Here is a 15,538-nt window from a genome sequence, read left to right as displayed (position 1 = left end):
ATAAATAAGTGGTATGATTACTCATAAAAAAATAGATAAGTTTTGTAGCCAAACAATAGGTTTTTCTATAAAATTTATGAAAATAGAATTTCCCTTTTAATGTATACTATTTCTATTTGATAAACTATTGATTTTTATGCCTTAAATCCCAATTATCTTCCCAAATGGACTCGAATAATTACTCAAAAAAAATATTTTATTATGCTTTACATTATAATAAAGCAATAAAATTTGTTAGTTTCTTTTTTATTCTATTCACTTTTTTAGCTCAAAAAAATAACGCTACAGCTCAAAATAACACACAAAAAGATAAAAATAATCAAAGCGATTTTCAAACTATCATTATTCCCAACTTATTAATTCTTCCTACAAACACAGAAATAGATAAAGAGAAAACGGAAAAAATAGCTTCAAAAGACAATACAAAAGATGAAAAAATAGATTCTCTAAAATTAACTGTGGCTATTTCAAAGACCGATTCTATAGATGCTTTTGGTAATTTAAAAAATAATGTAGATTCTGCATTATTTATGTCAGCTTCTGAAAATGGAAAAATCAAAAGTGATTCTGTAAAAGGAATGACTTCAAAAAAAGTAGAAAACTCAGATGTAATCAATACAACTGCACCTTCTATTGGTGGAGATAGCTATGATGATGAAAACTTTCGTCCTGCAAATGCCACACTTCTAAATCTCTCAGATACAACCATGTTACGACTCAGTACGCTTGGTGGAAGTTGGGGATACTCGCTTTTTTTAGATACACTTGCTATCAGTATGAATGCCAGAAAAAGTTTGTTTAGAGAAGATACAAGTAATTATGATAATGTCAAGATGAGTAATATTGTCATGATTTCAGAAGAGATTGCAATTGACTGTGTTTGGATTACGATGCGCCAGTATTACAAAGTTTGGGATTCAAATTCAGTAAATCCTTACGGAATTGATGCTTCTAAATTTAGAGATACTGTTCAGATAGCTCTTTATGATTCAGCAAAAAATCAGTATTGGTCTGCACCAATGGCAAGCAATAGAATAAATTCAAACTTTGGTTATCGTCGTTATCGTTGGCATCATGGAACAGATTTAGACTTGGATACAGGAGACCCTATTTATGCTGTTTTCGATGGAATAATTCGGGTAAAAAAATACGGTAGAGGATTTGGAAATCATATTGTCATACGGCACAGCAATGGACTAGAAACTGTTTACGGACACCTCAGCGCAACAGATGTAGAAGTTGGAGATTATGTAAAAGCAGGTCAGATGATTGGAAAAGGTGGAAGCACAGGACGAAGTACAGGACCTCACTTGCACTTTGAAATGCGTTATGAAGGAAATTCAATAGACCCAGCCACTATTTTTGATTTTGAAAAAAATGAAATCAAATTAAAAGATTTTGAACTAACGGCTGCCAATTTCAAGCACTTAGGCGCACGTGTAAACAGTACACACACACACGAAGACGACGGAGAAGATGATGCCGACGAAACGCACAGCGTAAGAAGAGTAGTTTATCACAAAATAAAAAGTGGAGATTCGCTTTGGAAAATTAGTCGTCAGTATGGCGTTACTATCTCCTCAATCTGTAAGCTCAATAATATTAGTACACGAGCTAACTTAAGATTGGGAAGACGCTTAAGAGTACGATAAAAAAGTTGTAAGTGATTAGTTATAAGTGGTAAGAAATAACAAAAAAATAACCTTTCAAAAACTATGTTTTTGAAAGGTTATTTTTTTGTTTGCTGCCGTTGTTGGTGTCTCCACCATAGTCGTAAGGCTATAAATGAAATAGAGTTATTTACTCCTTTAGGAGTTGTATATTGGTAGAAAAAAGAGAAAGCTACAACCTCATTTACTCCTTTAGGAGTTTCATAATGGTAACATTTCGTCTTTAAATGTCATAAATTCTACCAATATAGTTCCTACGGAACAAGGAACAATTATTTATTCTCATTTTTTCTAACAATATGAAGTTCCTACGGAACAGAGTTACAATAAAAATTTTAACCTTACGGCTATGGTGACTCCACCAACGACATCATAATGATTTTTATACTACAAATTTCTCAATCAACTCATCAATAGACATCATTTCTTGCGAACCTTCAATCATATTTTTGACAGCTAGTTTTCCTGTCTCCATTTCATTTTCACCTACAATTACACAAAAAGGAATATTTCTTTTATTGGCATAATCAAATTGCTTTTTGATATTTTTATTTTCTGTATAAACTTCAGTAGCAATATTTCTATCTCTAAGTCTTCTGACAAGTGGCAAACTCCAAATTCTTGCAGATTCATCAAAGGCTAAGAAAATGACTTTTGTAGATTCTGAAACATCTTTTGGGAATAAACCTAACTCTTCCAAAACATCATAAATTCGCTCAATTCCAAATGAAATTCCTACACCTGAATATCCTTTTAAACCAAAAATTCCTGTAAGGTCATCATAGCGACCACCTCCACCAATGCTGCCCATTTCGGCTTCGTCTGCTTTTATTTCATAAATACAGCCTGTATAATAGCCTAAACCTCGTGCAAGAGTTGGATCTATTTGTAAGTTATTGACAAACGGAATTCCTTGTAAAAACTGTTGTACTTGTTCTAATTCTATAATTCCAGCTTCTCCTGCTGCATTTCCACTAAAGAACGATTTCAAGTAATCTAATTTTTCTTGATTGAAGCTGGTATTTTTTTGAGTCATAAACTCTACAAATTCGTTTATTTTGGAAATAGCTTCTTCTGAAAGTTCTCTTTCTTTGAGTTCCTTTGAAACTCCTTCCCAACCGATTTTATCTAATTTATCAATTGCAACAGTAATGTCAGTCATTTTCTCTGGAAAACCGACTACTTCGGAAAGACCTTGTAAAATTTTTCTACTATTGAGTTTGATAGTAACTTTTAGATTCAATTTTTCAAAAACCTCATCAGCCATTTGTAATAATTCGGCTTCATTAATCAAAGAATCTGAACCCACAACATCGGCATCACATTGATAAAACTCACGATAACGCCCTTTTTGTGGACGATCGGCACGCCAAACAGGTTGAATTTGAAATCTACGGAAAGGAAAAGTAATTTCGCTTTGGTGCTGAACTACATAACGAGCAAAAGGAACTGTCAAATCATAACGCAGACCTCGCTTACTTACTTTTGTTGTAATTTCTTTATAATCTAATTCTTCTACTTTTTTCTGACTCTCTTTTTTGCGTACATCTTTCAAAAAATCGCCTGAATTAAGCACTCTAAAAAGAAGTTGATCACCTTCATCACCATATTTTCCTGTCAGAGAATCTAGGTTTTCCATGGTTGGTGTTTCTAAAGGCAAGAAACCATATTTTATAAATACTTTTTTTATAGAATCAAAAAGCCATTGGCGTTTGAGCATTTGTTCGGGCGAAAAATCACGCATTCCCTGTGGAACAGAAGGTTTTTTCATAACTTATTCTTGATATTTTCTCGTAAAATTTTCTTTTGAATGTTTTAGTATGACAAATATACCAAAAAAAGTAGGTTGAAAGTTCCAAATTTGAATTTACTCTACCAAAATCTCTTTCAAATTTATGTACAAGGCTTTCAAAATGCCAATTTCAAAATGAGCTTTTAGATTGGTAATTTGCTTTTTCTATGCCTGTTTAGTTTTGTATTCTTTTAAACATTTTTCATCACATTTTTATTTAAATAGTGTGATATTTCATTTTTTAACCTAAAAAACATTTTTATTTTATGTCAAATTCCATTTTACCTATTATTGAAGAGCGTTGGAGTCCAAGAGCTTTTTCATCAAAATCTATTTCCAAAGAAGATTTGAATCTACTTTTCAAAGCAGCAGGAAAAGCAGCATCTTGTTTTAATGAGCAGCCTTGGCGATTTGTCTATGCACGCAAAGAAGATACAGAAAATTTCGATAGATTAGTAAGTTGTCTGACAGAATTCAATCAAGTTTGGGCAAAAAATGCTGCTGTTCTGGTTGCTACTTTAGCTAAAAAAAACTTTGAGCAAACAGGCGAACCAAACAAACATTCTTGGCATGATGTAGGACTTGCTATGGGAAATATGAGTTTGCAAGCGATGTCAATGGATATTTATTTGCATCACATGGCAGGTTATGAGAGCGAAAAAGCAATAGAAAAACTAGATATTCCCACTGATTTTGAACCTGTTAGTTTTGTAGCAATAGGTCATTTGGGAGATAAAGAACAACTTCCTAATGACTTAAAAGAAAAAGAGTCTCCAAAATCTCCTAGAAGAGATTTAGATGAAATTACTTTTGTCGGACAGATGGGGACGTAAAATAGTATTTGTAGGCTAGAGTTATTCTAGCCTATATTTTTTACTCCACCAAAATCCCTTTCCAATCCACAGGCAGCACCTTCGAAATACCAATTTCAAAACGACCTTTTGGGATTAGCTATTTATTTTTCGGTGGCTAAATTGCTTTTTTCTATGGCTGTTTGATAGATGATTCATTTCAATATTAGACAGAACAAGATTAAAAGTTACAAAAAACTTATTGTATTTTAATTCTAGGAATATATACATCAAAAGCAATTTCTTTAAGTTGCTTTTCTATTTCGTCAAAGTCTGTATTCCATAAACTAGCTTCTTTTAATTTAGATTTTAATTCAATATATTCTTCAGAGTTTAAAATAACACAAGAAGTAGTAGCAGAATATGCTTCACTAGGCAATCCTTGTTTCATTATCCCTTCACAGGCTTTAACAATTTTATTTTTAGTTCTTATTGTGTTATTTGAACTATTGATATAATTGGTAACTATATCAATTTGACTTTGCAAACTTTCTTGGATTTGATTACCTATTTCAAATCTTACTTTAACAAGTCTATCAGAATCATTCAAATCCAAGACATCTATGGTAAGTTTTCCCAATTCATCTTTTCCCTTTATTCTATAACAGTATAACCATAAATGATCTTTTGGATTGTTTAGAGTAGGATTTATGATTGGGTGTTTTTTAGTATCATGAGTTGATTTTTTACCATTACACCTTTTACAACTAGGCAATAAATTTTCCCACTCTATAACTTCACTCGGATAGGTATGTTTATCATGAAAATGCTCAACTTCCATGTATTTACTTTCTTCTCCTAGTTTTACTTCACAATAGCAACATTTATTAGATATATCACTCAATGCTTTTTTGATGTAGCTTTTTATCCAAACCGATTTAGTTTTGCCTTGATCTTTAGAATTGATATATTCTTCTGTCAGAGATTTCACTAATTCATCAGTAAGTTCTATTGGTTTGTCTGTTCTTTTAAGTTTAATCATCACTTCCTAGACTTGCTAATTGTATTTTTAATATTTTATTTAATGAGTTTTCTGGATGCAACATTTTATTCAATACATCATAAGCCTGTTTTGCTTTTTGATAGCTTTCTTCTTTCATTGCTTCATCAAACTGATTTATCATAGAAGTATAAAAATCTGTTCTAGTTTCTGTCATTCCCATTACATCTCTCAAAATTTCTTCTACTGTCCAACCTTGACAGCCATATTCTTCATTAACAATATTATTTCTATATACTTTACCTTCTTCATCAGCAATTAATGCAATAATTTCAGAAGGTTTAGCTATTTGAATAACATGAGGACTATGAGTTGAGGTAAATATTTGTGCATTTGGCAATATTTCTTTTAAAATCAAGTACATCTTAGCTTGCCATTCGGGGTGCAAGTGTAAATCTATTTCATCAATGATAATTATTCCATCAAAATCTTCTACTTTTATTCCTGGATTTTTATATCTAAACTCAATCTCTTTTATTAAGCCTAAAATAACTGCTAGACAAGATTTATAACCTGATGATAAATATTCAAAATGAATTTTACCATTAGGAGTATTCAACATTAAATCATAAAAATCTGGGGTAACGCTATCAAAAAGGACTGTTTCGTTTAATTTACCAAAACAAGAAATTGCTAATTTATAGTTACTAGTCTGAGTTGGAGTCAAACCTTGTTGTTTAACATGCGAAAATAAATAACGGTGTATAAACCATTTTTTTATATCTTTAGGTTGAACACCTTGAACAACTTCACTAATATAGTTTGATTGATGTTTCTGAGCATCTGCTGCTACTGCATTTAAACTTGAATAAGGAATATCTCTATGTGTCTTAAATACAATAATTTTTTCAGCAAAATTTGTTAAAGTTTGATTTAGATGTATTCTAGAACCACGACGAGGCTCAAAGTTACTGGTTTGAAATGGATATGTGCTAGTTTGTCGAACCTGATTATTAGTATTAGACAAACGAATATTCCAAGTACCTTTTTCCGTATTTGCAGAGCGTTTAACTTGTGGTTCTTGAGAAAAAGATTGAGCCAAACAATCTAAAATAGTTGTTTTTCCAATTCCATTTTTTCCACATATAATATTAAAATTACTATTGAAATTTAGTCTTAAATTCTGTATAGCTCCAATATTATTTATTACTATTTCTTCTATTCTTATCATTTTTATTTTTTATTAGAATATGAAACCAATATACAATTATTTTTCTGTATCATAAAAACAAAAAAATGATTACTCCACCAAAATCCCTTTCAAATCCACAGGCAAGACTTTCGAAACACCAATTTCAGGCATCGTAACGCCATAAACGACATCAGTACTTACCATTGTACGCTTGTTGTGGGTAACGATAATAAACTGTACTTCTTCTGAAAACTTCTTGATAATTCTATTGAATTTATCAATGTTTGCATCATCTAAAGGCGCATCTACTTCATCAAAAATACAGAAAGGAGCAGGACGCAATAGATAAAGCGCAAACAAAAGTGCAACGGCTGTCAGCGTTTTTTCTCCACCCGAAAGCTGTTTGATAGTAAGAGGTCGCTTTCCTTTTGGCTGTGCAATAATCTCAATTTTTGAAGAAAGTGGGTCATCAGGATTCGTCAAAGTCAAATCACAATTATCTTCTTCTGAAAAAAGAGAACGAAAAACACGAATAAAATTCTCTCTAATTTGATTAAAAGCATCTAAAAAGGCTGTTTTGGCAGCCTCATCAAGTTCTGCAATCGTATCTTCTAAGAGTTTTTGAGCGTCGAAAAGGTCGCTTCTTTGTTCTGTAATAAAATCATGTCTGCCTTTTATTTCATCATAAGCCTCTTTTGCTGTGGCATTTATTGTCCCTATGCGTTGCAAACGACGTTTTGCTGCTTCTATTTCGTCTATTAATGTTTCGTCTGGAAGCTCATCTTCTTCTGTTTTGGCTTCTAAAAGCTCATCTGTCAATTCAATTTCAAATTCGGCTGAAAGTCGTTCTCTTGTTGCTGTCAGTTTTAGTTTTGTTTCATTGAGTTTGTTTTGAAAAGACATCGTTCTTGTATCGCAGTTTTCACGCTGTCTTTGCAATTCCTTTATAACTTTTTCTACTCTCGTTATTTCTTCACGCAACTTATAAAACTGACTTTCAATTTCTGATAAATCGCCTTGTAAATCGCCTTTTATTTCTTCTAAAGAAGTTATTTCTTCAATCTGTAACGTAATTTTTTCTTTAAGCTGATTTACTTCTTCTGCAATTTCTTGAAGCTGTTGCTGACTTTGGGTAATGCGTTCTTTTCCAGTCAAAAGAGAAGTTTGTTTGAATTTTATTTCTTGTTTTAGATTTTCTAATTTACTTTCAAACTGAATAAAAGACATGTTTTTTTCTTGCAACTCTTCTGCAATTTCTTGGAAACGCTCATTTTGATTAGAATATTTATCATTCAAATCATAATAGCCTCTTTCGGCTTCGATTATGGCTTCTTTTTTCTGACTTACTTTTGGTTTTAATTTTTCAATTTGTTCTGCCAAAATACTCAAACGCTCTTGCGCTGCTTGTTTTCGCTCTTCGCTTCGCCTAACATTTTCTTGCATCTGTTCGGCTTTTGCTTGAAGTGATATTTTTTGCTGCGAAATAGTATTCGTTTCTTTTTGAAGGTTTCGAAGCTCATCAAATTGAGATTGTTCTTTTAAGTCTTCAATTTGATTCAAAAATTCATTTCTTTGATTTTCTAAAACAGAAATTTCTTCTTCTAAAGTCAGAATTTCTTTGTTCAATTCTTCTAAACGCTGTTTTCTACCGAGTTGAGAATTCTGATTTGCATTTTCTTTTCCTTTTCCACCTGTCCAATTTCCACCCGTACGAGCTACAAACTCACCATTTTTGAGTGCAATCGTAAAACCTTCAACATCATTTGAATTATCATTTTCACTAAAATATACATTATGAAAAAGTGAATAGGCTAATTTTTTATACGAATCGTCAAACTGAATAACTGCCAATGCTGCTACAGCATTATCAATTGGAGGAAGACTTGGAATAACACTTTCTAATTTTTCCAAAACAAAAAAGTTTGCTTTTCCTTTTTCGTTTTCTGTCAGTAAAGAAATAGCTTTTCGTGCTTCTTCTTCAGTTTGGACAACATAAAAATTAAGATACGGCTCTAAAATTGAAAAAAGGGCATCGTTATATTCTTCTTGTGCTGTGAAAATATCAGCTAATAAAACGGCTTTTTCAGACCAACTTTCGTTTTTATTCAAGAATTTAAGAGCGTTTGAAAAACCTTCCATATTCTCTACTAGAGATTTGGTAAGATTTTGTTCAGCTTTCAAACTGCTTTCTTTTCGCTGTTTTGTTCCTATTTGCTCTTTTAAAGACTCAATTTGAGTAGTAAGCGAGTTTATTTTTTGTGTTCTTTCAGCTTCAATTTTTTCTAGTTCTGAAATTTCATTATTTCTATTCTTTAATTCGTTTTCAATTTCCTGTACTTTCTTTAATGTAATTTGCAATTCATCAGCTTGTCCAGAAAAATCTAGTGCAATTTGGTCATTTTCTTGTTTTGAGCCACTTTGTTGATTTTCCTTTAATTCAATTTCTTTTTGAAGAATGAGAATATCATTTTGAAGTGTTTTGAATTTTTCTTGTGCTGCTTGCATGGCAGAGCGCAAATTTTCAGTTCTTACTTTTTCTTCTGAATGAGACTTTTTGAAGTTTTCTAAAATACTTTGAGTTTCTAGAAATTGCTTTTCTTGACTTTCAAGATTTTGTTGCAAAGTCTCCAAACTGCTTCCTGCTTGTTTCGTTCCAGTTTCATCTTCCAGTAATTGCTCTTCAATTTGATTGCGATTACGACTTAAAAACTGAGTTCGGTCTTCATTTCTAACTTTTTCGTTTTGAAGATGATTTATTTTTTCTATCTGAGAAGACAAATAACGTTTCTTTTCAGAAATAATTTTTTCTTGTTCTTGTGCTGTATTTTTTTGCTCTTCAATAGACTGCTCTAAACTTTCTTGTTCGGCTGTGAGTGTTTCTTTTTGTGCTAGAATCTCATTAATTTGAGTATTCAAATCGACAAAATCATCAGAATTACTTTTTACTTGACGTTTGGCAAGTGCAATACTAAACTTCTCGTAGGCTTCTTTAGTAGAAAAATATTTTTCGGCTTGCCGAGCTTGACGTTCCAAACCTTTCATATTTTTATCAATTTCGTGCATCAAATCCTCTACACGTTCCAAATCGGATAAAGTTGCTTCTAGTTTTGCTAGTGTTTCTTTTTTACGCTGTTTGAACTGAGCCACACCAGCAGCTTCTTCAAACATCACTTTTCGTGCATCTTCTCTATCGGTCAGAATATCATCGACCATTTTTAGCTCAATGATGGCGTAACTATTAGAAGTTGCACCTGTATTCATGAGCAAATTTGTGATGTCTTTTCGACGGCAAGGTGTACCATTCAAAAAATATTCACTAGAACCCGAACGAGTATAACGTCTTGTAATACAAACTTCTTTATACTCTGGTGGCAAAAGTTGTCTATTATTCTCAAAATATAATGAAACTTCGGCAGCATCAGCAGCCTTTCTTTTTGCTGTTCCATTAAAGATAATATTTGACATTTTATCGGAGCGCAAATGACGAGTACGGTGTTCGCCCAAAACCCAACGCATGGCATCAATAATATTTGATTTTCCACAGCCATTTGGTCCTACGACACCTGTAATTCCTTCGTCAAAACGAACGACTACTTTATCTCCAAAACTTTTAAATCCTTTTATTTCTAATCGAAGAAGTTGCATATATTATTTTCCTGTAGCCAATATTTTCAGATATATTAAACTGGAAAAGGTTTGTCTTTTCCCTATAAGCACAAAATACGATTGTAAAATTACGAAAAAATAATAGGCTTATCATAAATTATATTCTCTTATAAAAAAGCTACTCATAGAAATAATAGTAGGCTTCTGTTGAATAAATTAATCATTTTAATCAATTAATTTTAAATTTATTCAAACAAAAGCAAGTTCAAATTTGTATATATAGCAAGAATTTCATAAAGATGGCAATTACTTTTTTTTGCTCTCTTAATTATTTTTTCAAAATTCTTATTTTTTTATCTTAATTAATTATGCCTACCTACTCAACAAATAAAAAACAGGATAAGTCAGAAAAAGACTTATCTATTTCTTCACTAAATTTAAAAGAAAAATTAGATGCTGCTCAGGCTTACGAAGGACGCAAGAAGCAGAATACTAATGTGAAGGATTTGAATATTACTATATTTGAAGAGGGAGAGGAAATTGTTATTCCTGTCTTAGAAGAAGAACTTCATATAGACAAGGAAGTAATCGAATCGGGTAAGATTCGCATTATTAAAAAAGTAAATGAAGAAAAAAGCACAGTAGAAGTTCCTATCAAGCATACAGAGGTAAGTGTAGAACGCAAACCGAAAAATGAGTATGTAGATGTGAATCATCAAGCTATTCGCTATGAAGGAGGTACTATGATTGTATCTGTTTTGAAAGAAGTAGTTGTGGTTCAAAAAAAGATTCTTCTTGTGGAAGAGTTGCACATTAACAAAACGCAACATAAAGAAATTCATACAGAAGAGATAACGTTGAAATCCGAACAAGTTTCGGTAGAACGTTCAGAATAATTAAATTATCAATCAAGAAAACAATCAGAAAAAACATTAGAATGAGGTATTTTATGCTCTTGTGGCTCTACCTCTTTGTCTAATTTTTATTTATATATTTTTTAAACTTAATTTTTTAAACGTAATTTATTATGAGTAACACAGTAATCGGAATTTTCAGAACAGGAGAAGAAGCACAATATGCAGCCAATCAATTGATGAAAAACGGCATTGAAGCAAATGATATAGATTTATCAGCACGTCCAGCAGGTAAAGATTATACCTATGATGACGACTATCACAATGAAAATGCAATTACACGTTTTTTTGAAAATCTTTTTGGAGATGATGAAGATGAAAAACGTAAAGCAATGTATTGTGATGTAGCAGCACGTAATTCACTTTTGACAGTACACGCAGATTCTAAAGAAGAAGCTGCACAAGCACTCACAGTATTAAACAACTGTGGAGCTATTGATATCGAAAGTGATTATGAGTATTATCAAAAAGCAATTTCAGATGATCATACAGATTATTCTTTAGAACATTATAATAAGTATAGAGACAATGGATATGCTAATGTAGAAGGCGAACAATCGGCTAAAGTAATCAAGGAAGAAATGCATGTTGGCAAACGTGATACTGAAACAGGTCGTGGAGCAAGATTGCGTAGTTATTTGGTAGAAAAACCAGTAGAAGAAACAGTACGTTTGCGTGTAGAACATGTTTATGTAGAACGTGAACCAGTAAATCGTCCTGCTACAGAAGCAGATTTTGCCAACTTTAAAGAAAGCGAAATCGAAGTAACAGAGCATGCTGAAAAAGCAGTTGTTTCAAAAGATGCTCGTGTAGTGGAAGAAGTAAGACTTGGAAAAACTGCCGAAGAACGTCAAGAAACTATTAAAGATACTGTTCGTGAGACAAAAGTAGAAGTAGAAGAAGTAACAGCAGATGGTGAAACTCGTAGAGTATAAACTATCTAAAGTCTAGCTTTCTTTCTATTAAGTACAGAAAGTAATATAAAAAGACCTCTTATTCTAAAATAGGAGGTCTTTTTTGTGTTTCAATACATTTTTGAAAACAGATATTAAATTTTATCAATCGCTTCTGCTAATTTTTTGTCTTTTGCAGTAACTGTGTTTCCTTCATCATGGGTAGTGAGTTCAATATCTACCTTATTATAGACATTGCTCCAGTTTGGATGATGACCTTGTTGTTCTGCCAAAAAAGCAACACGAGTCATAAAAGCAAAGGCTTCTTGAAAATCTTTGAATTCGAATGTTTTGGTTAGTTTGTTGTCTTTTTCTTGCCACATATTGTTTTGTATGTTTCAAGACCCTAAGGGTTTTTAGAAACCCTTAGGGTCTAAATTAAATGAATTTATTTTGTCAAAGAAGCTACAATCATTTTCAGAATACTTCTAGTTCTTGGCGACCACCATTGTTTGAGCATTGGTTCTAGTATTTCGTCCAAATTATCCATATTCATTCCTGCTAACATTCCTCCACGCAAATTCGACTTACTTAAAGACCATGTTTTTCCATCAAAATTAGCGTAATCTTCCATTTTTTCTTCTGCGTGTGCCAAAACTTTATCAGCAGCAACTACTTCATCAACCAATCCAACTTCTTTTGCTTCACTTGGACTGATTAACTTTCCTTCTAAAAGGAATTGATAGGCTGTTTTGTTTCCTATCCAAAAAGCATATAAGTCAAAAATTACTTTTGGTACAACAATTCCAACAGGGATTTCATTGAGTCCAATAATATAATTTCCTTCTGCCATCACACGATAATCTGCACAAACTGCCAATACACAACCACCAGCAGGGCTATGACCAGTAATAGCTGCAATGAGTGGCTTAGGAAAAGAAGCAATTACTTTTGTCATTTTCATGAAAGCTACCCAAAATTCTTTTACATCTTCCTCATTCATATCATAGAGTTGTTTCAAATCTAATCCTGAAGAGAAAAAATGCTGTTTTCCTGTCATGATTACACCATTTACATCCTCATCATTTGTTGCCTGTTCGAAAAAGGTATGTAAGTCATTAATCATTTGACGATTAATCGGATTTGCTTTTCCTCTATTTAATTGTAATGTTACAATATTATCTTTACTTGAAACGGCTAAAGTTTCAAAGTTGGTTTGTAGGGTTTCGTTTGTCATATTTTTATAGTGTATTTCAGACTTTCTAGTCTGTGCAAGAATTGTATTGAATATTTTATATTTATTAAAGGCTAGAAAGCCAGTGTTATTTTTAAAGTATAATACTACTAAAAAAAAATCAGAAACAGAAATTAGGCTTGCATACTATTTTGTTCGTTGAGTTTTTCAATAAAGTTATATAAACGCAAAAAATCCGAATACACTTATTCCTATAGACAAAATTAGAACTATAATTAGTGTAATCACTTTTATAAATATCTTTTTAGATTCAGAAAAATGATGTCCAGCAAAGCCAATCAACATTCCAAAACCTCCCAATATAATGGTAAAAAGTGGAATCATTTCTTTATATTCATCTATTTTCAAACCTACGTTTGCTAGTATGGCAAAAGGTAAAATGATTGTGAGCAGTTTGAATAATTTGTTCATATATTATCTTTTTAAAATTTCTTTTGCCCAAATTACAATTTTTTCAAATGCTTCTATAGTAAATCCGTGTCCTTCATCTTCTATTATTTTTGGAATGATTTCTTTTCCCTCTCGTTTGTCTTTTTCCATAAACAAAAGAGTTCTTTTATAATCAATTTCTTTGTCTTGATTTCCTACAGCCACCATACAAAGTGAACTTTCAAGTTTTGTAATTTTCGGTTTGGTTTTTTCTTTTCCTCTCAAAGAAACAGCAGGATTTAATAATAAACAAGGAATAGCCAATTCTTCACTTAGCCAAAAAGCTAAAAAACCACCATAGGAAGAACCAACCAAAAACTGGATTTCATTTTTCAAACAATACTCCTTCAAAATTTCAAAACGTTTTGGTTCTTTACCATAATCCAAATGTAAAGCATGCATTTCAAATCCATAATTTCTCAACAAATCTATTTTTTCTTGATTTGGACTTCCTCCCATTCCATGTAGCCAAAGTGTTTTCATCTTTTGTAGTATTCTAATTTTTTAGTAAATCATTTTTTTTAGGTTCTTGTAAAAATCATTTTTATCAGCATTATCAGGCAATCCAGAAACTTGTCCATCTCCAAGTTCCATAATTATCCATTCTCCATCTATTTTTTGAGCAATATCCATTGTGAAAAAATTACTATCTATTTCTTGTGCAATTTGAGTAAATTTTTTCAAATCAGGTTTTGTGTCTCCATATTCTCCTTCATCCCAATAATTGAAAATATTTACAATTTTCTTATTCAGAAAGAAAATTCTAAATTCTTTCGTCAAAGGCAAACTACTTTTAGAATGCTGTGTCAAAAACTCAAGCTCTTCAAACTTACGAAAAACTAAACCTTCATTCAATTGCTTCCCTCTAAGCTGAATAAATTTTTGCACACTATTTTTTATTTTGTCTTTATCTGATGCTTTGGGAATAAAACAGGCTTCTTTCCAATGATATTTTTCAGACTTTACATAATCCTTTATAATGATAGAATTTTCTCCAAACTGATTTGTTAGTTTATAAATTTCTTCAAAATCAATTACATCATTTAGCTTCATCCAATTAGAAATAGGAGTGTGATTTTCTATCTTAGAATAAGAGTTAGGTAAATAATGACAGTGTTCATATTCCTTTGGTGAATTAATCAACTGAATGTTTTTCTGTAAAAGAGCATTATAAAGCAATTCGTAAGTTTTAGACTGCACCATCCAACCACGATAAAGAGCCATTTCTTTTTCTTCTTTTTTTGAAATAAAATGTATTGCAGAATTAATATTGCCCTCTTCTAATTTCTCAAAACTCAAAAGGTGAGTTTCAAAACCTGCATTTTTGGCAGCTTTCTGTTCTGTTTCATAATCAGCATCTATAACTTGGGGGTTAATTATGCTATCACAATATATTATTTTCATTTAAGATAGATTGTATTAGTAAATAAACATGTATGAACGAGGGGATACACCTTGTATGAGAATCTTATCTAAAGTAATAAGAGATGACTACATGTTAAAGAATATATAGTTTTGTCAAACTCTCTAAACAGATTTCTAAAACTCTTGTCTCTGTATAATAAGTAACAATTGGCTTATATTATCTATATCATTAATCAGAATACGTATCATTTAAAAGAAAATAATGATTTAGTCTTAAGTAAATATTTAATCAATAATTTTTTATTAAAATCACAACTCCTTTGTAATCAATAGTTTGGTTTCTTTAAAAATTTGAGGTAACAAACTAAAGCCTAAAAAAGTTTCAAAAAGTCTTATTTTTTTATAGAAATAGTTTGCAGAATTAAAAAAGGTTCTTACCTTTGCACTCCCAAACGAGGGAAAAGAGACAAATATAGTAAAGGATTTAAAGCGAAAGAAAACTTTAAAGATTTTAGAAATAAAATTTGGTAGTTTAAAAAATAAGTTTTACCTTTGCATTCCCTTTCAGAAACGTTGAAAGAAAAAGTAAGTAAAAAGATAAAGAGTTGAAATAAAAAGAATAAATAAAATA

13 protein-coding genes are annotated in these 15,538 nt (G+C 31.5%); 4 read left to right on the top strand and 9 right to left on the bottom strand.

All coding sequences use genetic code 11. The features are described from left to right. Positions 1-164: 164 nt before the first annotated feature. Positions 165-1,652, top strand: a complete 1,488-nt coding sequence (locus V9L05_RS04230; RefSeq protein ID WP_338814504.1) for a M23 family metallopeptidase — start codon at positions 165-167, stop codon at positions 1,650-1,652. Between the two features lie 400 nt (positions 1,653-2,052). Here the strand turns inward: V9L05_RS04230 and hisS are convergent, their stop codons facing one another. Beyond that, positions 2,053-3,441: a histidine--tRNA ligase gene (gene hisS / locus V9L05_RS04225; RefSeq protein ID WP_338814503.1), complete on the bottom strand. Its 1,389-nt coding sequence runs from the start codon at positions 3,439-3,441 to the stop codon at positions 2,053-2,055. Between the two features lie 287 nt (positions 3,442-3,728). Here hisS and V9L05_RS04220 point away from each other — a divergent pair, with 287 nt between their 5' ends. Further along, a complete protein-coding gene (locus tag V9L05_RS04220) occupies positions 3,729-4,295 on the top strand; it encodes a nitroreductase family protein (RefSeq protein WP_338814502.1) in 567 nt (188 codons plus the stop codon). 217 nt (positions 4,296-4,512) lie between these two features. Here V9L05_RS04220 and V9L05_RS04215 read toward each other — a convergent pair whose 3' ends face one another. The 3 genes from V9L05_RS04215 to smc form a co-directional block, all read right to left on the bottom strand. Next, entirely contained in the window at positions 4,513-5,295 is a 783-nt protein-coding gene (locus V9L05_RS04215; RefSeq protein ID WP_338814501.1) for a hypothetical protein, read from the bottom strand. Then, positions 5,288-6,484 (bottom strand): AAA family ATPase, encoded by a 1,197-nt coding sequence (locus tag V9L05_RS04210; protein WP_338814500.1) that lies wholly within the window; start codon positions 6,482-6,484, stop codon positions 5,288-5,290. The genes V9L05_RS04215 and V9L05_RS04210 overlap by 8 nt, the downstream gene beginning before the upstream one ends. A gap of 69 nt (positions 6,485-6,553) precedes the next feature. Next, the gene (smc, locus tag V9L05_RS04205) at positions 6,554-10,090 is read right to left on the bottom strand and encodes a chromosome segregation protein SMC (RefSeq protein WP_338814499.1); all 3,537 of its coding nucleotides are present in this window, start codon (positions 10,088-10,090) and stop codon (positions 6,554-6,556) included. A gap of 329 nt (positions 10,091-10,419) precedes the next feature. On the opposite strand from smc, the gene V9L05_RS04200 reads away from it, so the two are divergent. Beyond that, positions 10,420-10,947: a YsnF/AvaK domain-containing protein gene (locus tag V9L05_RS04200; protein WP_338814498.1), complete on the top strand. Its 528-nt coding sequence runs from the start codon at positions 10,420-10,422 to the stop codon at positions 10,945-10,947. Between the two features lie 131 nt (positions 10,948-11,078). Then, positions 11,079-11,900, top strand: a complete 822-nt coding sequence (locus tag V9L05_RS04195) for a YsnF/AvaK domain-containing protein (protein WP_338814497.1) — start codon at positions 11,079-11,081, stop codon at positions 11,898-11,900. 113 nt (positions 11,901-12,013) lie between these two features. Here the strand turns inward: V9L05_RS04195 and V9L05_RS04190 are convergent, their stop codons facing one another. From V9L05_RS04190 to V9L05_RS04170, 5 genes are all read right to left on the bottom strand, one after another. Then, a complete protein-coding gene (locus V9L05_RS04190; protein WP_338814496.1) occupies positions 12,014-12,241 on the bottom strand; it encodes a 4a-hydroxytetrahydrobiopterin dehydratase in 228 nt (75 codons plus the stop codon). A 65-nt stretch (positions 12,242-12,306) separates the two neighbouring features. Then, entirely contained in the window at positions 12,307-13,095 is a 789-nt protein-coding gene (locus V9L05_RS04185) for an enoyl-CoA hydratase/isomerase family protein (RefSeq protein ID WP_338814495.1), read from the bottom strand. Between the two features lie 174 nt (positions 13,096-13,269). Continuing rightward, the gene (locus tag V9L05_RS04180) at positions 13,270-13,524 is read right to left on the bottom strand and encodes a hypothetical protein (protein ID WP_338790181.1); all 255 of its coding nucleotides are present in this window, start codon (positions 13,522-13,524) and stop codon (positions 13,270-13,272) included. 3 nt (positions 13,525-13,527) lie between these two features. Continuing rightward, a complete protein-coding gene (locus tag V9L05_RS04175; protein WP_338790182.1) occupies positions 13,528-14,025 on the bottom strand; it encodes a YqiA/YcfP family alpha/beta fold hydrolase in 498 nt (165 codons plus the stop codon). A gap of 21 nt (positions 14,026-14,046) precedes the next feature. Next, the gene (locus tag V9L05_RS04170) at positions 14,047-14,946 is read right to left on the bottom strand and encodes an ATP-grasp domain-containing protein (protein ID WP_338814493.1); all 900 of its coding nucleotides are present in this window, start codon (positions 14,944-14,946) and stop codon (positions 14,047-14,049) included. Between the last annotated feature and the right edge of the window lie 592 nt (positions 14,947-15,538).

Origin of the sequence: Bernardetia sp. Wsw4-3y2 (assembly GCF_037126295.1) — a bacterium.
In the GTDB taxonomy this organism is placed as follows: domain Bacteria; phylum Bacteroidota; class Bacteroidia; order Cytophagales; family Bernardetiaceae; genus Bernardetia.
This window is presented reverse-complemented; position numbering and strand designations above follow the sequence as displayed.

Coding starts and splice junctions, on each gene's coding strand:
- V9L05_RS04230 (WP_338814504.1), top strand. CDS start 165: ATGGACTCGAATAATTACTCAAAAAAAATATTTTATTATGCTTTACAT.
- hisS (WP_338814503.1), bottom strand. CDS start 3,441: ATGAAAAAACCTTCTGTTCCACAGGGAATGCGTGATTTTTCGCCCGAA.
- V9L05_RS04220 (WP_338814502.1), top strand. CDS start 3,729: ATGTCAAATTCCATTTTACCTATTATTGAAGAGCGTTGGAGTCCAAGA.
- V9L05_RS04215 (WP_338814501.1), bottom strand. CDS start 5,295: ATGATTAAACTTAAAAGAACAGACAAACCAATAGAACTTACTGATGAA.
- V9L05_RS04210 (WP_338814500.1), bottom strand. CDS start 6,484: ATGATAAGAATAGAAGAAATAGTAATAAATAATATTGGAGCTATACAG.
- smc (WP_338814499.1), bottom strand. CDS start 10,090: ATGCAACTTCTTCGATTAGAAATAAAAGGATTTAAAAGTTTTGGAGAT.
- V9L05_RS04200 (WP_338814498.1), top strand. CDS start 10,420: ATGCCTACCTACTCAACAAATAAAAAACAGGATAAGTCAGAAAAAGAC.
- V9L05_RS04195 (WP_338814497.1), top strand. CDS start 11,079: ATGAGTAACACAGTAATCGGAATTTTCAGAACAGGAGAAGAAGCACAA.
- V9L05_RS04190 (WP_338814496.1), bottom strand. CDS start 12,241: ATGTGGCAAGAAAAAGACAACAAACTAACCAAAACATTCGAATTCAAA.
- V9L05_RS04185 (WP_338814495.1), bottom strand. CDS start 13,095: ATGACAAACGAAACCCTACAAACCAACTTTGAAACTTTAGCCGTTTCA.
- V9L05_RS04180 (WP_338790181.1), bottom strand. CDS start 13,524: ATGAACAAATTATTCAAACTGCTCACAATCATTTTACCTTTTGCCATA.
- V9L05_RS04175 (WP_338790182.1), bottom strand. CDS start 14,025: ATGAAAACACTTTGGCTACATGGAATGGGAGGAAGTCCAAATCAAGAA.
- V9L05_RS04170 (WP_338814493.1), bottom strand. CDS start 14,946: ATGAAAATAATATATTGTGATAGCATAATTAACCCCCAAGTTATAGAT.